Origin of the sequence: Roseovarius gaetbuli (genome assembly GCF_900172365.1) — a bacterium.
Classification (GTDB): Bacteria; Pseudomonadota; Alphaproteobacteria; order Rhodobacterales; family Rhodobacteraceae; genus Roseovarius; species Roseovarius gaetbuli.
Genome location: NZ_FWFJ01000009.1, coordinates 87,502 through 104,282 on the forward strand (window position 1 = coordinate 87,502; position 16,781 = coordinate 104,282).

The window sequence follows — 16,781 nt, forward strand, 5'->3', positions numbered from 1 at the left end:
TCCCCTTGCGTCAAATCTGGCTGGCGGAGTAGCGGCTTTTTCCCCAATGGGCAAGTGGAGGTCGTTGACGGAACCCTATCACGTGTTATTGCGGTACATTAGTATTCTTAGAGGTGGGCCCATGAAAGCCTGGACGATTTTTACCCATTCGTTGAAGATGATTTTTGGGAACTTGCCGCAGGTTATGAAGATCACGCTTGTTCCGGCACTGATCGGGTTTGCATTTCTGATTGGTTTTATGGCGATCCTAGGCATTTCGGCTAATCAGTTCACGGTCCTTGAGAGCGGCCCTGGCGCCATCAGTACCGGAGCATTTTTAGGCGCCATCCTGCTTTTGCTGATCCTCCTCATGGTCGGGCTATGGCCCATCGTCGCATGGCATCGCTTTATCCTTTTGGCGGAATACCCCAAGGGCTGGATTCCGACTCTGCGGTTTGACCGTATCCTGTCCTATGCTGGTCATGCGATTTTGCTTGGGCTCGTGGCGTTTGCCCTCGTGTTGCCGATCGGCATGATTATGGGGGTTACGGCATCCGCTGCGCCAGTTGCGGGAACGGTCTTTGTGCTGCTGGTTGTCTTGGCAGTGAATGTCATCGTCTTTCGGCTGTCCCCGATTTTGCCGGCCGCCGCGATTGGCAGGCCGCTTCGGATGAAAGAGGCCTGGGAGGCGACCAAGGGCGCGGATGGAACGCTTCTTTTGCTGTTGATCATTCTGAGCGTTTTCCAGTTTATCCTGCAATTTGCCTAGGGCCTTGTCATGGTGATCCCCGTGATCGGGCTATTGATCATGCTCGTCGGCGTCCTGATTTCGGCGCTGATCAATGTGAGCATCCTGACCACACTTTACGGTCATTTTGTCGAGGGTCGCGATCTCTGACCCTTGTCAGGGCGGGATGATTGCGGCACTCAGGCGGGCATGACTGATTTCAGAACCAGGGCCCAGGCCGCCGAGGCCGCGATGCGCGAGGTGTTCGAACCGACACCGCTTCAGCGCAATGATCACCTGTCCGAGCGTTACCATGCCGAAATCCTGCTCAAGCGGGAAGACCTTTCGCCGGTGCGCTCTTACAAATTGCGCGGTGCGTTCAATGCGATGCGCAAGGTCTTGGCGCGTGACCCGGAAACAACACAGTTTGTCTGTGCCAGTGCGGGCAATCACGCGCAGGGGGTGGCGTTCATGTGTCGCCATTTCGGGGTCAAGGGCGTGATTTTCATGCCGGTGACAACGCCGCAGCAAAAGATCGGCAAGACCGAGAAGTTTGGCGGCGATGCGGTGGCGATCCGGCTTACCGGCGATTATTTCGATGACACGCTGCACGCCGCGCAGGCCTATTGTGCGCAAACCGGCGGGCATTTCCTGTCGCCGTTCGACGATGAGGATGTGATTGAGGGTCAGGCCTCGGTCGCGGTTGAAATCGAGGCCCAGCTTGAGGGTCTGCCCGATCATCTGATCATGCCGGTCGGTGGCGGCGGCCTTTCGGCGGGGGTTCGAAGCTATGTTGGGGATCGCTCCAGCCTGACCTTGGTGGAGCCGATGGGCGGCGCCTGTCTTGGGGCGGCGCTTGCGGCGGGCAAACCGGTGCGGCTCAATCACGTCGACAACTTTGCCGATGGGGCGGCTGTCGCCCAGATCGGGGCCAAGACCTTTGCCCGGCTGAGTGATTTTGATGCCGCGCATGCCCGCGTCATTGACGAGGATCGGCTGTGCACGACCATGCTTGAGATGCTGAATATCGAGGGGATCGTTCTTGAACCTGCCGGCGCTCTTTCGGTGGATGTTCTCAAGGATATGGGGGATGCGATCCGGGGTAAAACGGTTGTCTGCGTGACCTCTGGTGGGAATTTTGATTTTGAACGCCTGCCTGAGGTCAAGGAACGTGCACAGCGGTTTTCGGGCGTCAAGAAGTACTTCATTCTTCGGATGCCACAGCGCCCCGGCGCGTTGCGCGAGTTTCTTGAAATTCTTGGACCGGATGACGACATCGCACGGTTCGAATACCTCAAGAAATCGGCCCGTAACTTTGGCTCTGTCCTGATCGGGATTGAAACCAAGAACCCCGACAATTTTAAGCATTTCCTGCAAAAACTCGCGGCAGCCGGGTTTGATTATCGCGACATCACCAAGGATGAGGTTCTGTCCGAATTTTTGATCTAGGCGGCGATGACCCGGTCAAGGCCTGCCAGAAAGGCCGATTTTGACGCGTCATAACAGGTAAGAACCTCGTTGGTGTCGACACTGTCTTGTTGTCCTGCGGCAGAGGCCATTTCACCCTTGTGGCAGAGGTCGGAAAACGCGGCAAAACCAAGGTTAAGTGCGCTGCCCTTCAGAAAATGAAGCTGACTCTCAAGATTGCTGCGGTCCGAAAGCGCGCGTAGCTTGTCGATTTCTCCGTCCACCTCTTCGAGGAACATCTCGACCACCTCTCCAAACGCCTCTGCGCCGATTTCATCGCGCAAATCCTGAACATGCTCCCAGTCGATCATCTTTCAGCCTCCTTTCGCTTTGTCGCAAGGGTGGCTGTAACCTGCTGACAAAGGGTTAAACCGGGCAATCAAGCGATGAAAGTTTTAGCATTCACATCCCGTTAAGCGGCCTTCGGTTAGGCCTTGTTCAGTTAGATCAAAGGTGACGATTGTGCGGTCTCAGATGCAGGAATTATCAGAAACGGATGCGGGCGGCGGTGTGATCCGGCGGGTGCTTGTGGTGGATGATAGCCGTCTGCAACGTCGTATCCTGACTGCTTCGCTTCAACGCTGGGGGTTTGAGGTTCAAGAGGCCGAATCAGGTGATGATGCCCTTGAGCTTTGCCGTGATAACCCACCCGATCTTGTGATGAGCGATTGGATGATGCCGGGCCTGAGTGGTCTTGAATTCTGTAAAGAATTCAGACAGATGTCGCGCGATCACTATGGATACTTTATCTTGCTCACTTCAAAAAGCGACAAGGATGAGGTGGCGCTTGGGCTTGATGCCGGGGCCGATGATTTTCTGACCAAACCGGTCAACGCGGCCGAATTGCGTGCCCGCATTTCCGCCGGTGCCCGGATTTTACGAATGGAGCGGGAGCTTACCGAGAAAAACCGGCTTATCAAAACGACGCTGGATGAATTGCAGACGCTTTATGATCTGCTCGATAGTGACCTGATCGAGGCCAAAAAGCTTCAGCAATCCCTGGTGAGCGAGCGTTATCGCGATTTTGGCCCCGCAGAAGTGTCCTTGATGCTGCATTCGGCGGGGCATGTTGGGGGTGATCTTGTCGGCATGTTTCCGATCAGCGATCAGCGAATTGGCCTTTATGGCATTGATGTCTCGGGCCATGGAATCAGCTCTGCGTTGATGACTGCACGGCTGGCGGGTTATCTGTCGTCTTCCGTGCCGGAACAGAACCTCGCGCTGCGCAAAACCGCCGATGGCCGCTTTGTTGCTCGCCCGCCATCCGAGGTGATTGCCAACCTCAATCGCCTGATCATGAGCGAGATGGAAACAGAGCATTTTTTCACCCTGCTTCTGGCGGACGTCGATCTTGCTAGCGGCAAGGTGATCATGTCGCAGGCTGGTCACCCCTACCCGGCCCTGCAACGGGCCAATGGGCAGGTTGAATTTGTCGGGCGCGGCGGCCTTCCCGTCGGCCTGATTGACGGGGCAGAATATCAACAGTTCGAGGTGACCATGGCGCAGGGTGACCGTTTGCTCATTCATTCCGACGGGATCATCGAATGCGCGGGCACAAGCGGCGCGCTTTTGGATGATACGGGCCTTGCAAGCATCCTGCGCGATTTGCGCCAGACGCGTGGCATGGCCTGTCTAGAATCGCTGATCTGGAAGCTATCGGAATTTGCCGGTGATGCGGATTTTGCCGATGATGTGTCGGCGCTCTTGCTTGAATTCAAGCCAAGCCTGTTTCCTGGCTGACAAAGAACCGATCTCCTTCATTGCCCAATTCACGCGCCGCGATGTTCGGGCTGATCCAGACCGCCTGATGGCCCGGTTCGGACGGCGGCCCAAGTTCGCGCACCGGGTGCGCGCGATAGATCACACAGACCTTTTCGGCCCAGAGATCGTAATCGGGCATATAGGTGAACCGACGAAATACCCCAAGCCGCATCGGCCGTGCGATCTTCCAGCCGGTTTCCTCGAACACTTCGCGATGCAATGCCTGGACCGGTGATTCGCCCGGATCAATTCCGCCGCCGGGCAACTGTAACTCGGGTATCGGATTGGCCTGATGGGTGACAAGAAGCTGCCCGCCGCGAGGCAAAATTGCATAAACGCCCGGCCGTCGGCGATATGAAATGCCGGGTTTGGGTGTCTCTCCGAACCGTCTGATCATGGCTTGCCCCCTTGGACGCCGACTTGCCCTGCCTACATAGCTGCGATATGCCAAGTACCGGCGCTGAAGGAAACCCCATGACACTCGGACAAAAAATCGCCTGGGACGACACGATATTGCCGTTCCAGCTTGACCAAGCAGATATTCGCGGCCGCGTTGCGCGGCTGGACGGGGTGCTTGACGGCATCCTCAAGCAACATGACTATCCTTTGGTGGTCGAGGCGCTTGTGGCCGAAATGGCGCTTTTGACGGCGATGATCGGTCAAACGATCAAACTTCGCTGGAAGCTGTCGCTTCAGGTTCAGACCAATGGCCCGGTGCGGATGATCGCCACGGATTATTACGGCCCGACCGAAGACGGCGAGCCTGCGCGCATTCGTGCCTATGCTAGCTATACCCGCGAGCGGCTGACCGATGCGGCCCCGTTTAAACAACTTGGCGAGGGTTATTTCGCCTTGTTGATTGATCAAGGTCAGGGAATGGCCCCCTATCAGGGCATCACCCCGATTGCCGGTGACAGCCTGCGCAGTTGTGCCGAGGCCTATTTCGCCCAGTCCGAACAGCTTCCGACGCGCTTTGCGCTGAGCTTTGGCAAATCGACCGAATCTGGCGGCGACGAGCATTGGCGCGCGGGGGGTGTTATGCTGCAGCATATGCCCAAGGCCTCGCCTTTCGCAAAGGACGGCGGGTCTGGCGAAGCCGGGCTTTTGATGCCCGAGGACATCCTTGACGGGGATGAGGCGGAAAACTGGAATCGGGTGAATATCCTGCTTGATACGGTCGAGGATCTTGAAATGATCGGGCCGTCGGTGGCGCCGACCGATCTTTTGCTGCGGCTGTTTCACGAAGAGGCGCCGCGGGTGTTTGACGCCCAGCCCGTGCGCTTTGGCTGCAGCTGTTCCGAGGATCGGGTGCGCAACAGCCTGTCGATCTATTCCGCCAAGGATATCGAGACAATGACCACCGATGAGGGGATTGTGACCGCCGATTGCCAGTTCTGCGGCGCGCATTACCGGCTTGATCCGGCAACCGTCGGGTTCGAGGCAAAAGAGGGCCCCGGTGACTCCTGATCCGCTAAACTGGGTGCTTGGGGCGCTGAATGCAGCGCGCCAGGCCTCGTCTGATTATGATCTCAACCCCGAGATCATCCTTCCTGAGGGGCGCAAGCTTCGGGCGGCGGGGGTGTTGGTGCCGGTCATTCAGACCGGTGGCGAGGCGCATGTGATCCTGACCAAACGCTCGTCGGCGCTCAAGCATCACCCCGGCCAGATTGCCTTTCCGGGCGGCAAGCAGGATTTGGGGGACGTCGATATCACGGCCACCGCCCTGCGAGAGGCGCATGAAGAAATCGGGCTTGATCCTGCCAATGTCGAGGTGCTGGGGCATCTGCCGAAACATGAAACCGTCACAGGTTTTGATGTGACGCCGGTTTTGGCGAGGGTGACGCATCCGTTTGTGCCACGCCCCGAGGCGGGTGAGGTGGATGAGGTGTTCGAAGTGCCTTTGGCGCATTTCCTCGCCCCGGCACATTTTCGCGTGGAGCAACGGCGTTGGCGCGGCAGTTGGCGGCGCTATTACACGGTGCCGTTTGGCCCCTATTATGTCTGGGGCGCGACCGCGCGCATCTTGCGCACCCTGGCGGATATGGCGCGACCATGATGCAGATTACCCAAGACTGGATCAGGGTCGGTGCCACGCAAGCGGTCTGCAAGATGCTGACCGACGCCGGGTATCAGGCATTATTCGTGGGCGGCTGTGTGCGCAACGCGCTTTTGGATGCGCCGGTGGGTGATATCGACATTGCAACCGACGCCCTGCCCGATCGGGTGATGGAATTGGCCGATGCGGCGGGGCTAAGGCCGGTTCCGACGGGTATTGATCACGGTACGATTACCGTGGTTTCGGATCACATTCCCCATGAGGTCACGACGTTTCGCGAGGATATCGAGACCTTTGGCCGCCACGCCAATGTGGCCTTTGGCGGGGATATTTCCGGGGATGCGCGGCGTCGCGATTTCACGATGAATGCGCTTTATGCGCGTCCTGACGGCACGATTCTTGATCCGCTTGGCGGGCTTGATGATCTCAGGGCGCGGCATGTGCGCTTTATCGAAGATCCGGCAAAGCGCATCCAAGAGGATTACCTGCGCATTTTGCGGTTTTTCCGGTTTCATGCCTGGTATGGCGATCCGAACGGCGGGCTTGATGCCGAAGGGTTGGCGGGGTGTGCGATGCATCTTGATGGACTGGCGGGCCTGTCGCGCGAACGTGTCGGCGGCGAAATCCGCAAGCTTTTGGGTGCGCCCGATCCTGCGCCATCGGTTGCCGCGATGCGCAGCACCGGTGTTTTGTTGTCGGTGATGCCGGGGGCCGACGATCGCGCGCTCGGCCCCCTTATCCATCTTGAATCAGAGACTAATACGGCCCCGGACGCCATTCGTCGTCTTGCCGCGCTGGGCGGAGAGGACGTGGCAGAGCGCCTGCGCCTGAGCAAGGCAGAGGCGCGGCGGCTGGCGCATTTGCGTGAAGGGGCGCTTGGCATGATGGGCGCACTTGAGCTTGGGTATCGTCATGGCACGGCAGAGGGGCTCGATATCCTTTTGCTGCGTGCGGCCTTGTCCGAGCAAACGCTGGCGCCCGGTACAGCGGGCGATCTTGCGCGCGGCGCCGCGGCAAAGTTTCCGGTCAAGGCGGCCGATCTTATGCCTGATCTTAGCGGTGCTGCTCTTGGGGCGCGTCTTGCAGAGCTGGAACGGCGCTGGATCGGATCGGGTTTTCGCCTTGAACGCGACGACCTGATCTAACTGGCCTTTATTGCGCCCCCAACTCGGGTTAAAGCCGGGGGCATGAGCCAACATAAAATCATTCGGTTGGGCCATCAGGGTGACGGGATCGCCCAAGGCCCTGTTTTTGCCCCGCTTACCCTGCCCGGTGAGGTGGTGAGCGGCACGCTTGACGGCCAGGTGCTGCGCGATGTCAAGATCGACACGCCCTCGCCCGACCGGGTTGCGCCGCCCTGTCGGCATTTCAAATCCTGTGGCGGCTGCCAGCTAATGCATGCCTCGGATGACTTTCTTGCGGGCTGGAAACAGGATGTGGTCGCCTCTGCACTTGGCGCACATGGGATAACGGCTGAGTTTGCCCCGATCCACGTGTCGCCCGCCCAATCGCGGCGACGCGCGACACTCACGGCGCGGCGGACAAAAAAGGGCGCGATGGCGGGGTTTCACGCCAAGGGATCGGATGTTGTGATTGAGATTCCCGATTGCAAGCTGTTGCACCCTGCCCTTTTGGGCGCGGTTCCGGTGGCCTGCGATCTTGCGGTGACCGGGGCCAGCCGCAAGAACGGTATTTCGGTGTCGGTGACCCTGTCGCTCAACGGTCTTGATATCTCGGTGAGCGACGGCAAGCCTCTGGACGGGCCGTTGCGCATCGCGCTGGCGGCGCTGGCGGATCGTCATAACCTCGCGCGGCTGGCCTGGGACGGCGAGGTGGTCGTGACTCGTCACGCCCCTGACCAGGTGTTTGGCGCGGCGCGGGTTCTGCCGCCGCCGGGCGCGTTCCTGCAAGCCACGGCAGAGGGCGAAGCCGCCCTGCTTGCCGATGTGCAGGCGATTGTTGGCGGGGCAAAGCGCATCGCCGATCTGTTTGCCGGCTCAGGCACCTTTGCCCTGCCACTTGCGAAGAATGCCGAAGTGCTCGCGGTCGAGGGCAGCGCCGCCATGTGCGAGGCTCTGGATGCCGGCTGGCGCAAGACCCAAGGCCTCAAGTCGGTCACGACCGAGGCGCGCGATCTTTTCCGCCAGCCGCTGTTGCCCGATGAATTGAAACGGTTTGACGCGGTGGTGATCGACCCGCCCCGCGCCGGCGCCGAGGCGCAGATCGCCGAGATTTGCCGCGCGCGCGTGCCGGTCATCGCCTATGTGTCATGCAGCCCGACAAGCTTTGCCCGCGATGCCAAGACGCTTTTGGCCGAAGGATATACGCTTGATCGTCTGCGTGTGGTGGATCAGTTCCGCTGGTCTTCGCACGTAGAGATGGTGGCGGGATTCATCCTAAACCCGGCGTGATCGCTGCAATTTCCCCCTATCCCCAAGCGGCCGATTTATTGTATGAACAGGGCGAGCAGGACAACGGCAGTTTTTGATGAAAACGATTAGATTTTTTGCGCTGGTTGCGGCCCTTTTGGGCCTTGTGGCCTGTGGCGGCCCGTCAAAATTCAAAACCTACAACGGCCCCGAGGTGACCCGGATCATCATCAACAAGGGCGACCGCGAGATGTTTTTGCTGCACCACAACAGGGTGCTGAAATCTTATGAGGTCGATCTTGGGTTCGCCCCCGAGGGTCATAAGGAATTTGAGGGCGACGGCAAGACGCCAGAGGGCGATTACACTGTCGACCGGCGCAATCCCAATAGCTCTTTCCACCTGTCGCTTGGCATCTCTTACCCAAATGAACAGGATATTGCCTATGCCAGGGTGGCCGGAAAATCACCGGGTGGGGATATTTTCATTCACGGCGAACCCAACAAGTTGGGGATTTTCGGGCCGGATTGGACGGCGGGGTGTATTTCCGTCGCGAACGGCGAGATCGAGAATATCTACGCCATGGTCCGCGACGGAACGCCCGTGACGATCAACCCCTGATCAACCGCCCAGAACCATTGTCCACCAGATCTTGCCGTTGTTTTCCTGAAGCCAGGAGAACCCCATCTTTTTGGCGTCCGGCGCAAGAATGACGCGGCGCGAGCCGGAGTCTTCCATCCATGCGGAGAGTGTTTCAAGCTCGGTTTCATAGGTTTCCGAGATCGTTTCCCCAACCAGGTGACCGGAGTAGCCAACACGCTGAATCCGCTCGATCGGGGAAGAGCCGTCAGAGCCAAAGTGCCATGGCCGGTTCTGCAGCGACATATCGCGCGAATGGGTCGCGGCGGCGGCATTCAGCGATGCGTCAAGAATAAGCGGCGATTGCCCGGCGGCCTGGCGCAGAGAGTTGACGGCATCAAGCATGCGGAACTGAATTTCAGCCGTGTCGCCGGATCGGATGCGATATAGCTTGGGCAGCGGTTTGCCATCGGAGCCAAGCTGTGGCGGCGGAGGCGGGGCCGCACAGGCCGCCAAAGCCAAAAGTGCCGACAGAAAAATGATGTAAAGACGCGCCATGATGTCAAACCACTCGGAATTGTTGTAGTCTCTGCCTTATCGCGAGAGACGTTGCGATTCAAACCCACATACGCGCAAGTTCGCCTGATGACAGTTGTTTGAATTGCGACTGCGTCATTCGCGCCATATATTCTTGCAATCCAAGGACCAATATCTGGAGAACCCAAATGGCCTCTGAAACCCGAGACAACTGGAACCGGCGCGCTTTTCTTGCCGGAACCGCAGCACTGATCGGGGCACCCGCATTGGCGCAAAGCGTTGATGGTGAAGGCACTGTCGAGATTGAGCGTGACGTCACTGAAACAGTGCGCCACAACATTTCCAGTTTCCGCACCCTGAGTTGGGAGCCCTATTTCTCGAATCTCAAGAACGGCGCGATCCTTGTCGATATCGATTCGCGTGCGGTTCATTTCTGGAACGAGGATCAGTCCGTTTATAAGCTTTACCCGTCCTCTGTGCCGCTGACCGAGGATCTGACGCGTCGTGGCCGTACCTCTGTGGTGCGCAAGGTCGAAGGCCCAAGCTGGCGCCCGACGCCCTCGATGCTGGAGCGTAATCCCGAATGGCCGGCCTATGTCGGGCCGGGCCCCGATAACCCATTGGGCACCCACGCCCTTTACCTTAGCTGGACATATTATCGAATCCACGGCACCCACGACACGCGCAAAATCGGGCGTCGTTCGTCGAATGGATGCGTCGGTCTTTATAACGAACACATCGCTGAGTTGTTCGGAATGGCCAAGGTGGGCACCCAAGTGTTGCTTATTTGACGAAAAGAGGGCCTGATATGATCCCCGAACCTTAACTTGCGTTTGCAATCGGGTCGGATTGCTGGTTAGAAAAAAGCCACGAGGTTAAGTCTTGGGTGCTTTGCGTTGTGATACACAGCGTTAAGCCAAAATCTGGAGGATAATATGAAGAAACTCGTTCTTGCCGCCGCCCTTAGTGCTGCTGCTTCGACCGCATTCGCTGGCAGCTACGCCGAGCCCGTTATCGAGGCACCGGTAGTTGTTGAAGAAACTGCAGCTAGCTCGTCTGCTGCTGGCGTATGGGTTCCGCTGGTCCTGTTGGCCATCGTAGCTGCTGTTATCGCTGCTGACTAAGTCAGTATCGAAGACAAAGAAAAAGGCAGTGGGAAACCACTGCCTTTTTTCGTTTCTGCCAGGGTGTGGCGTTTAGAGCATGTCGCACGTTCGAGAAGCTTAAACCCGGTGCCCAATTTTGAGCAACAAGCTCTAATCAAGCCAACCCTGAAGGTTCGATTCCACAATGGATGATAGCGCCTTGATATGCGCATCCTGATCATTCAGGCAGGGAATATAGGTAAATTCCTCGCCGCCCGCTTCTTCAAAGCTTTCGCGGATCTCTTCATTGATCTCTTCCAGCGTCTCGATGCAGTCGGCGGAAAAGGCCGGCGCCATCACGGCGATGCGCTTTTTGCCGTCTTCGCGGGCAAGCCGGGCAACCTCGTCCACTGTATAGGGCTTTAGCCATTCTTCGGGGCCAAAGACCGATTGGAACGTCGTGGTGATCTCGGTATCATCCCAGCCAAGCCGCTCTTTCAGAAGCCGCGTCGTTTTCTGACAGTGACAATGATAGGGGTCACCCTGCATAAGATAGCGTTTCGGCATCCCGTGATAGGACACCACAAGGATATCGGGGCGGTTTTCGACATTCGCATAGGCGGTCTCGACCGATTCGGCCAAGGCCTCGATATAAAGCGGATTCTCGAAATAGGGCTCGACCACGCGGGCGATCGGCTGCCATGTTTCGTCCATCAGCGCGCGAAAGAACTGATCGTTGGCGGTGGCCGATGTGGCGCCGGCGTAATGCGGGTAAAGCGGAAAGAACAGGATCCGGGTACAGCCGGCCTCGACCATGGCACGGACCTTGGATTTGGTCGACGGATTGCCATAGCGCATGCAGAAATCAACCATCACCTGATCGCCGTACCTTGCCTCAAGCGCGGTGGCCATCTTTGCGGTCTGGTCGCGCGTGATGGTCATCAGCGGGCTTTCGCCCTTGTCCTCGTTCCAGATGGATTTATAGGCGTGGCCGCTGGTGAAGGGGCGCTTGGTCAGGATGATCAACTGTAACAGCGGCTGCCATTTCCAGGGGGCATAGTCGATGACACGACGATCCGAGAGGAATTCGTTCAGATAGCGGCGCATTGACCAGTAATCGTAATTATCCGGCGTCCCGAGATTGGCCAGCAGAACCCCCGTCTTGGCGCGTGGAATTGCGGGGTGATCGCCGGGCGCATGGGGCGGACGAACGGCAGGGTTGCTTGCATCGGGCATGGTCTGGGTCAATCCTTACTGTCTCGGGTTAAGGCTGACATAAAGGTTGTGACCCCAAGGTCAATCTTTCAGCGGTGTTTCTTTGGCCCCGAGGGCATCGGCGAGCCGTGCACCGGCCGATCCGGGGCGCAGGGGCTGGGGCTGGCTTGCATCCGGGGACCAGCCGGTCAGGAAAATCATCTCGAAGGTGGCGGGAATGCGCCCCTCGGCATCGCCAAACTCCTGGGTATAGATGTCTGCGGCCCGATCAAACAGCGCGCGCAGGGTTGCGCGCCGCGGCCGGTTGGTCATTGCGTTGCCCTCGCCCATCGCGCGTAATTCATGCATAAGGTGGCGCGGCGAGGCATAGCTTGTCTTGAGCGGCAGGGTGTCGGCCACCGGAAGGGCAAAGCCCGCGCGCTGCAAGAGCGCGCCAAGATCGCGGATTTCACCCATCGGCAGAATGCGCGGCGATAGCCCGCCAAGCAGGTCTGATTCCGCCTGCGCTAGGGCGATGCGCAACTCATGCAGGGTTTCGCCACCAAACAGCACGCTCAGCATAAGGCCATCGGGCTTGAGCGTGCGCCGCGCTTGAATAAGCTGGCCCACCGGGTCATTCGCCCAATGCAGGCAAAGCGCGTGAATCACCAAATCATGCGATTGCGGTTCAAGCGAAAGGGTTTCGTCATCCTTAACGCAGAGGGCCTCTGGGAAACGATTTTGCCAGAACTCTGGAAAACCCGTCACCACGGCGGGCGCGGTAAAGGATTTCTTAACCAAGCTCAGACGATCCTCGATCTCATCAGCAGCGGCTTCATGCAGAAACCATTCAGGCGCGCGCAAAGCGCGTTGGCGATTGCGATTCAGGGCGGAACGGTCTGTCAGGGTTTGTGTCATAGCGGGGACAATAGGGCGAGTATGCAGGCTTTTCAAACGGCACTTCAGGTGGTTTATCCGGCGCGCTGCACGTTGTGCGGCTGTCATGTCGAAAGCGATTTTGGCCTATGTGGTCCGTGTTGGCGCGACACGCCATTTATTGCCGGTCTGGTGTGCGATGCCTGCGGCGTGCCCTTGCCGGGCGAAAGCGGGGGACATGCCGAACATTGCGATGACTGCCTGAGCGTGGCGCGACCCTGGTCTCGGGGGCGCTCGGCGCTTGTGTACCATGAAAACGGCCGCAAACTTGTGCTGGCGCTCAAACATGGGGATCGACATGATGTGGTGCACCCCGCCGCCCTCTGGATGGCGCGGGCCGCGCAACCGCTTTTGACCCGCAACACGCTCATCGCGCCGGTGCCCTTGCATTGGCTGCGGATGCTCAAGCGGCGGTTCAATCAATCCGCGCTTTTGGCACAGGCGCTGGCGCGTGAGACCACCTTGCCGGTTTGCCCTGATCTGTTGATTCGCCCGAAACACACGCGCCCGCTCAAGGGTATGGGGGCAGAGGAGCGTCACGCCATGCTTGATAGTGCGATTCGTGTTCACCCCAAGCGGCGGGCCGAACTTATCGGGCGCACGGTGCTTTTGGTGGATGATGTAATGACATCGGGGGCGACGCTTTCGGCGGCGGCGCAGGCCTGTTTTTCGGCGGGCGCACAAGATGTGCGCATACTAACACTGGCGCGCACGGCCAAGGATGCCTAAGTTCCTGTCAAACAGGATTACGGAAGCACCAAGATGAAACCAGTCGAAATCTATTCCTCGCCTCTTTGCGGGTTTTGCCACGCGGCCAAGCGGCTGCTCAAGCAAAAGGGCGTCAACTTTTCGGAAGTCAACGTGCTGGCCCAACCGGCCCGCAAATCCGAGATGCTGAAACGTGCCAACGGTCGTCACACCGTGCCGCAAATCTTTGTCGGTGACACCCATGTCGGTGGCTATGATGACCTCTCTGCGCTTGATCGGGCAGGTAAACTTGATGCCTTGCTGGCCAAGTGATTCCGATGCGCGCGGGGCTTGTTCAACTTAACAGCAGCGATGATCCGGTAGCGAACCTGCCGGTCACGCTGGCGTTTGTTGACGATGCAGTCGCGCAGGGCGCCGAGTTTGTCTTGACGCCCGAGGTGACCAATTGCGTTTCTGGAAGCCGCGCGCATCAAAAGGCGGTTTTGCACCCCGAGGAGAGCGACCCGACCCTCAAGGCGTTGCGCGCCAAGGCGACAGAGCGGAAAATCTGGCTTTTGATCGGCTCGCTTGCGCTCAAGACATACGATCCGGATGGCCGGTTTGCCAATCGGAGCTTTCTGATCGGGCCGGATGGTGGGATCGTCGCGCGCTATGACAAGATTCATATGTTCGATGTCGATGTGTCGCCCGAAGAAACCTATCGCGAATCAGACGGATTTCGCCCCGGCAGTCGCGCTGTTGTCGCGGACCTTCCGATTGGAAGGCTTGGCCTTAGCATTTGCTATGACATCCGGTTTCCGCATCTTTACCGCCGCCTTGCCCATGCCGGGGCGCGCATCCTGAGCGTGCCTGCGGCGTTTTCCTATGTCACCGGCGCCGCGCATTGGGAAAGCCTTTTGCGCGCGCGGGCGATTGAAAACGGCTGTTACGTTCTTGCCCCGGCGCAGACCGGCACCCATGCGGCAAGCACCGGGCGGGCCCGGAAAACCCATGGTCACAGCCTTGTTGTTGCCCCCTGGGGCGAGGTTCTGGCCGATGGCGGCACTGAACCCGGCGTTGTGATGGTTGATCTTGACCCAGCCGAGATTGACAGCGCGCGGGCGCGTGTCCCGTCTTTGCGTCATGACACAGAGTTTGACGGCCCGGCATGAACGATTCGACCAGCAATTCCCTGGCGGTGGCCTTGTTCAGTGAAATTCTCACCAATGAACAGCTTATCCGCAATCGGTTAAGCCGGGTGTTGCCCAAGGGCATGGAAATCTCGCACTTCTCGGTTCTCAACCACCTTGCCCGCACCGGTGACGAGCGAAGCCCGGCGCAACTTGCCAAGAGCTTTCACGTAACGCGCGGCGCAATGACCAACACGCTAAGCAAGCTTGAATGGGCCGGATACGTGCATATCCGCCCCGATTGGGATGATGCGCGCCGCAAGATGGTCGCGATAAGCCCGTCTGGGCGACAAGCGCGCGATGCCGCCATCGCCGCGATCACCCCGATGGTCTCGGAATTGATCAGCGATCTTGGTGAAGACAGAGTGCGCGCAAGCCTTCCGGTGCTGCGCGAGCTGCGCTCCAAGCTGGAACCGGGGGTTTAGCCCGGCTTGACGCTTGCGGTGACGTAATTCACACTCAAATCCCTGTCCGACAAACGCCAGACCCAGGTGATCGGGTTGAAGACAAAGCCCTTGCGATCAACCGGATCAAGCCCCGCCTTGCGCAGCAGGTCGTATAACTCGTCCGGGGTGATGAATTTCGACCATTCATGCGTGCCCTTGGGCAGCCAGCGCATCACGTATTCAGCGCCGACAATCGCCATGGCAAAGCTTTTGGGATTGCGGTTGATGGTTGAACAAATCTGAATCCCGCCGGGTTTAAGCAGCTGCTGACAGGCGGTGAGATATGTCAAGGGATCGGCCACATGCTCGACCACTTCCATGTTCAGAACGGCATCGAACTGTTCGCCTGCCGCCGCCAAATCTTCGGCGGTGGTGTGGCGGTAATCAATCGCAAGGCCGGATTGCTCGGCATGGACCTGTGCAACGGGGATGTTGCGCGGCGCGGCATCTGCGCCGACAACCTCGGCGCCCAAACGCGCCATCGGCTCGCTTAGCAGCCCGCCACCACAGCCGATATCGAGAATGCGCAAGCCCTTGAACGGCGCGTCCTTGGTAAGATCACGGTCATATTCCGCCGCGATTTGCGAGGTGATGTAATCAAGTCGGCAGGGGTTCAGCATGTGAAGCGGCTTGAACTTTCCGTTCGGATCCCACCATTCGGCGGCCATTGCCTCGAACTTGGCGACTTCGCTTGGATCAATAGTGCTCTGAGCGGCTTGCATTCTGCTCTCCATATGCTCTTTTGGTCATGCGCGTTATATAGGACATTCATGGACAAATTCTCAGGCCAAAAGAGCGCAATTCAATATCTATATCCGCCGGTCGAGCCATTTGACCGGCAAATGATGGATGTGGGCGACGGGCACAGCATTTATGTCGAACAATCCGGGCGCCGCGATGGTCTTCCGGTGGTGGTTTTGCATGGCGGTCCGGGCGGCGGGTGCAGCCCGGCGATGCGGCGCTATTTCGATCCGGCGATTTATCGAATCATCCTGTTTGATCAGCGCGGGTGCGGGCGATCAAAGCCCCACGCCAGTGTCGAGGACAACACCACATGGCATCTGGTTGCCGATATCGAGCATATCCGCCGCGCGCTCGGCATCGAGAGCTGGATCGTCTTTGGCGGAAGCTGGGGCGCGACGCTTGCCTTGATTTACGCACAGGCCCATCCTGCCCCGGTAACGCATCTTGTGCTGCGCGGCGTGTTTACCATGACCGAGGCCGAGCTTAACTGGTTCTACGGCGGTGGGGCCGGGGCGTTTTGGCCGGAAACCTGGCATCAGTTTCAATCGCTGATCCCTCTGGCCGAACAGGGCGACATGATCGCGGCCTATCACCGACGGTTGTTTTCCGGCCTTTTGAACGAAGAGGTCCGCTATGCGAAGGCGTGGTCGGCCTGGGAAAATGCGCTTGCCACGGTGCATTCCACCGGCGTTGGCGGCGATAGCCCGGCGGATTATGCGCGCGCCTTTGCGCGGCTTGAAAACCACTATTTCACCAATCGCGGGTTTCTTGATTACGACGGTCAAATCCTCGATCAGATGGACAAGATCGCCCATATTCCCGGCACCATCGTTCAGGGGCGCTATGATATGATCTGTCCGCCCGGCACCGCCTATGAACTGGCGCGGGTCTGGAAGAAAGCCGATCTGCGGATGATCCCGGTGGCGGGTCATGCCCTGTCAGAGCCGGGCATAAGCGCCGAATTGGTGGGCGTGATGAACCGGATGGCGAAAAAAGCCTGAAGTTTGCGGGCTATTGGCGCTTTTC

General features: G+C 58.7%; 21 protein-coding genes. 15 read left to right on the forward strand and 6 right to left on the reverse strand.

Annotated elements, in window-relative coordinates:
- The first annotated feature begins 121 nt into the window (after nt 1-121).
- Nucleotides 122-748, forward strand: a complete 627-nt coding sequence (locus ROG8370_RS06740; protein ID WP_245827235.1) for a threonine dehydratase — start codon at nt 122-124, stop codon at nt 746-748.
- A 168-nt stretch (nt 749-916) separates the two neighbouring features.
- Nucleotides 917-2,155, forward strand: a complete 1,239-nt coding sequence (gene ilvA, locus ROG8370_RS06745; protein WP_085826316.1) for a threonine ammonia-lyase IlvA — start codon at nt 917-919, stop codon at nt 2,153-2,155.
- Here the strand turns inward: ilvA and ROG8370_RS06750 are convergent.
- The gene (locus ROG8370_RS06750) at nt 2,152-2,484 is read right to left on the reverse strand and encodes an Hpt domain-containing protein (RefSeq protein WP_085826317.1); all 333 of its coding nucleotides are present in this window, start codon (nt 2,482-2,484) and stop codon (nt 2,152-2,154) included. The genes ilvA and ROG8370_RS06750 overlap by 4 nt on opposite strands.
- Nucleotides 2,485-2,647: 163 nt before the next feature.
- On the opposite strand from ROG8370_RS06750, the gene ROG8370_RS06755 reads away from it, so the two are divergent.
- Entirely contained in the window at nt 2,648-3,913 is a 1,266-nt protein-coding gene (locus ROG8370_RS06755) for a PP2C family protein-serine/threonine phosphatase (RefSeq protein WP_085826318.1), read from the forward strand.
- Here ROG8370_RS06755 and ROG8370_RS06760 read toward each other — a convergent pair.
- On the reverse strand, nt 3,888-4,331 hold the full coding sequence (locus tag ROG8370_RS06760; protein ID WP_085826319.1) for an NUDIX hydrolase: 444 nt from the start codon (nt 4,329-4,331) through the stop codon (nt 3,888-3,890). The genes ROG8370_RS06755 and ROG8370_RS06760 overlap by 26 nt on opposite strands.
- A gap of 77 nt (nt 4,332-4,408) precedes the next feature.
- Between ROG8370_RS06760 and hslO the strand changes: the two genes are divergently transcribed.
- The 5 genes from hslO to ROG8370_RS06785 all read left to right on the forward strand — a co-directional run bounded on the left by hslO (nt 4,409) and on the right by ROG8370_RS06785 (nt 8,978).
- The gene (gene hslO / locus ROG8370_RS06765) at nt 4,409-5,401 is read left to right on the forward strand and encodes an Hsp33 family molecular chaperone HslO (protein ID WP_085826320.1); all 993 of its coding nucleotides are present in this window, start codon (nt 4,409-4,411) and stop codon (nt 5,399-5,401) included.
- Nucleotides 5,391-5,990, forward strand: coding sequence for a CoA pyrophosphatase (locus ROG8370_RS06770; protein ID WP_085826321.1), 600 nt, complete (start codon nt 5,391-5,393; stop codon nt 5,988-5,990). Before hslO ends, ROG8370_RS06770 begins: the two co-directional genes overlap by 11 nt.
- A complete protein-coding gene (locus ROG8370_RS06775) occupies nt 5,990-7,135 on the forward strand; it encodes a CCA tRNA nucleotidyltransferase (protein WP_085826349.1) in 1,146 nt (381 codons plus the stop codon). The genes ROG8370_RS06770 and ROG8370_RS06775 overlap by 1 nt, the downstream gene beginning before the upstream one ends.
- A 42-nt stretch (nt 7,136-7,177) precedes the next feature.
- On the forward strand, nt 7,178-8,401 hold the full coding sequence (locus ROG8370_RS06780) for a class I SAM-dependent RNA methyltransferase (RefSeq protein WP_085826322.1): 1,224 nt from the start codon (nt 7,178-7,180) through the stop codon (nt 8,399-8,401).
- A 76-nt stretch (nt 8,402-8,477) separates the two neighbouring features.
- Complete coding sequence (locus tag ROG8370_RS06785; protein WP_085826323.1) at nt 8,478-8,978, forward strand: L,D-transpeptidase family protein; 501 nt, start codon at nt 8,478-8,480, stop codon at nt 8,976-8,978.
- On the opposite strand, the gene dalA is transcribed toward ROG8370_RS06785, so the two are convergent.
- Nucleotides 8,979-9,494, reverse strand: coding sequence for a divisome-associated lipoprotein DalA (gene dalA / locus ROG8370_RS06790; protein ID WP_085826324.1), 516 nt, complete (start codon nt 9,492-9,494; stop codon nt 8,979-8,981).
- A 167-nt stretch (nt 9,495-9,661) separates the two neighbouring features.
- Between dalA and ROG8370_RS06795 the strand changes: the two genes are divergently transcribed.
- Together ROG8370_RS06795 and ROG8370_RS06800 are read left to right on the forward strand one after the other, a co-directional pair.
- Nucleotides 9,662-10,264, forward strand: a complete 603-nt coding sequence (locus ROG8370_RS06795) for a L,D-transpeptidase (protein WP_073196426.1) — start codon at nt 9,662-9,664, stop codon at nt 10,262-10,264.
- A 144-nt stretch (nt 10,265-10,408) separates the two neighbouring features.
- Nucleotides 10,409-10,597 (forward strand): hypothetical protein, encoded by a 189-nt coding sequence (locus ROG8370_RS06800; protein WP_085826325.1) that lies wholly within the window; start codon nt 10,409-10,411, stop codon nt 10,595-10,597.
- A gap of 132 nt (nt 10,598-10,729) precedes the next feature.
- Here the strand turns inward: ROG8370_RS06800 and hemH are convergent, their stop codons facing one another.
- The gene (gene hemH, locus ROG8370_RS06805) at nt 10,730-11,794 is read right to left on the reverse strand and encodes a ferrochelatase (protein ID WP_085826326.1); all 1,065 of its coding nucleotides are present in this window, start codon (nt 11,792-11,794) and stop codon (nt 10,730-10,732) included.
- Nucleotides 11,795-11,854: 60 nt separating this feature from the next.
- Complete coding sequence (locus ROG8370_RS06810) at nt 11,855-12,670, reverse strand: methyltransferase domain-containing protein (protein WP_085826327.1); 816 nt, start codon at nt 12,668-12,670, stop codon at nt 11,855-11,857.
- A gap of 21 nt (nt 12,671-12,691) precedes the next feature.
- Between ROG8370_RS06810 and ROG8370_RS06815 the strand changes: the two genes are divergently transcribed.
- Genes ROG8370_RS06815 through ROG8370_RS06830 form a run of 4 tightly spaced genes read left to right on the forward strand, consistent with a single transcriptional unit; the run spans nt 12,692 to nt 14,990 of the window.
- The gene (locus tag ROG8370_RS06815; protein ID WP_085826328.1) at nt 12,692-13,417 is read left to right on the forward strand and encodes a ComF family protein; all 726 of its coding nucleotides are present in this window, start codon (nt 12,692-12,694) and stop codon (nt 13,415-13,417) included.
- Between the two features lie 33 nt (nt 13,418-13,450).
- Nucleotides 13,451-13,708 carry a glutaredoxin 3 gene (gene grxC / locus ROG8370_RS06820; RefSeq protein ID WP_085826329.1) on the forward strand — a complete coding sequence of 86 codons (258 nt, stop codon included), beginning with the start codon at nt 13,451-13,453 and terminating at the stop codon, nt 13,706-13,708.
- Nucleotides 13,709-13,713: 5 nt separating this feature from the next.
- Nucleotides 13,714-14,547, forward strand: a complete 834-nt coding sequence (locus ROG8370_RS06825; RefSeq protein ID WP_085826330.1) for a carbon-nitrogen hydrolase family protein — start codon at nt 13,714-13,716, stop codon at nt 14,545-14,547.
- Nucleotides 14,544-14,990, forward strand: coding sequence for a MarR family winged helix-turn-helix transcriptional regulator (locus tag ROG8370_RS06830; RefSeq protein WP_085826331.1), 447 nt, complete (start codon nt 14,544-14,546; stop codon nt 14,988-14,990). The genes ROG8370_RS06825 and ROG8370_RS06830 overlap by 4 nt, the downstream gene beginning before the upstream one ends.
- Here ROG8370_RS06830 and ubiG read toward each other — a convergent pair.
- Nucleotides 14,987-15,733 (reverse strand): bifunctional 2-polyprenyl-6-hydroxyphenol methylase/3-demethylubiquinol 3-O-methyltransferase UbiG, encoded by a 747-nt coding sequence (ubiG, locus tag ROG8370_RS06835; RefSeq protein ID WP_085826332.1) that lies wholly within the window; start codon nt 15,731-15,733, stop codon nt 14,987-14,989. The genes ROG8370_RS06830 and ubiG overlap by 4 nt on opposite strands.
- Before the next feature lie 48 nt (nt 15,734-15,781).
- Between ubiG and pip the strand changes: the two genes are divergently transcribed.
- Nucleotides 15,782-16,756 carry a prolyl aminopeptidase gene (gene pip, locus ROG8370_RS06840; RefSeq protein WP_085826333.1) on the forward strand — a complete coding sequence of 325 codons (975 nt, stop codon included), beginning with the start codon at nt 15,782-15,784 and terminating at the stop codon, nt 16,754-16,756.
- Nucleotides 16,757-16,781: the final 25 nt, after the last annotated feature.

Coding starts and splice junctions, on each gene's coding strand:
- ROG8370_RS06775 (WP_085826349.1), top strand. CDS start 5,990: ATGCAGATTACCCAAGACTGGATCAGGGTCGGTGCCACGCAAGCGGTC.
- grxC (WP_085826329.1), top strand. CDS start 13,451: ATGAAACCAGTCGAAATCTATTCCTCGCCTCTTTGCGGGTTTTGCCAC.
- ROG8370_RS06795 (WP_073196426.1), top strand. CDS start 9,662: ATGGCCTCTGAAACCCGAGACAACTGGAACCGGCGCGCTTTTCTTGCC.
- ROG8370_RS06810 (WP_085826327.1), bottom strand. CDS start 12,670: ATGACACAAACCCTGACAGACCGTTCCGCCCTGAATCGCAATCGCCAA.
- ROG8370_RS06785 (WP_085826323.1), top strand. CDS start 8,478: ATGAAAACGATTAGATTTTTTGCGCTGGTTGCGGCCCTTTTGGGCCTT.
- ROG8370_RS06760 (WP_085826319.1), bottom strand. CDS start 4,331: ATGATCAGACGGTTCGGAGAGACACCCAAACCCGGCATTTCATATCGC.
- ROG8370_RS06830 (WP_085826331.1), top strand. CDS start 14,544: ATGAACGATTCGACCAGCAATTCCCTGGCGGTGGCCTTGTTCAGTGAA.
- dalA (WP_085826324.1), bottom strand. CDS start 9,494: ATGGCGCGTCTTTACATCATTTTTCTGTCGGCACTTTTGGCTTTGGCG.
- ROG8370_RS06740 (WP_245827235.1), top strand. CDS start 122: ATGAAAGCCTGGACGATTTTTACCCATTCGTTGAAGATGATTTTTGGG.
- ROG8370_RS06780 (WP_085826322.1), top strand. CDS start 7,178: ATGAGCCAACATAAAATCATTCGGTTGGGCCATCAGGGTGACGGGATC.
- ROG8370_RS06800 (WP_085826325.1), top strand. CDS start 10,409: ATGAAGAAACTCGTTCTTGCCGCCGCCCTTAGTGCTGCTGCTTCGACC.
- ROG8370_RS06825 (WP_085826330.1), top strand. CDS start 13,714: ATGCGCGCGGGGCTTGTTCAACTTAACAGCAGCGATGATCCGGTAGCG.
- ROG8370_RS06755 (WP_085826318.1), top strand. CDS start 2,648: ATGCAGGAATTATCAGAAACGGATGCGGGCGGCGGTGTGATCCGGCGG.
- ubiG (WP_085826332.1), bottom strand. CDS start 15,733: ATGCAAGCCGCTCAGAGCACTATTGATCCAAGCGAAGTCGCCAAGTTC.
- ilvA (WP_085826316.1), top strand. CDS start 917: ATGACTGATTTCAGAACCAGGGCCCAGGCCGCCGAGGCCGCGATGCGC.
- ROG8370_RS06750 (WP_085826317.1), bottom strand. CDS start 2,484: ATGATCGACTGGGAGCATGTTCAGGATTTGCGCGATGAAATCGGCGCA.
- pip (WP_085826333.1), top strand. CDS start 15,782: ATGGACAAATTCTCAGGCCAAAAGAGCGCAATTCAATATCTATATCCG.
- hslO (WP_085826320.1), top strand. CDS start 4,409: ATGACACTCGGACAAAAAATCGCCTGGGACGACACGATATTGCCGTTC.
- hemH (WP_085826326.1), bottom strand. CDS start 11,794: ATGCCCGATGCAAGCAACCCTGCCGTTCGTCCGCCCCATGCGCCCGGC.
- ROG8370_RS06815 (WP_085826328.1), top strand. CDS start 12,692: ATGCAGGCTTTTCAAACGGCACTTCAGGTGGTTTATCCGGCGCGCTGC.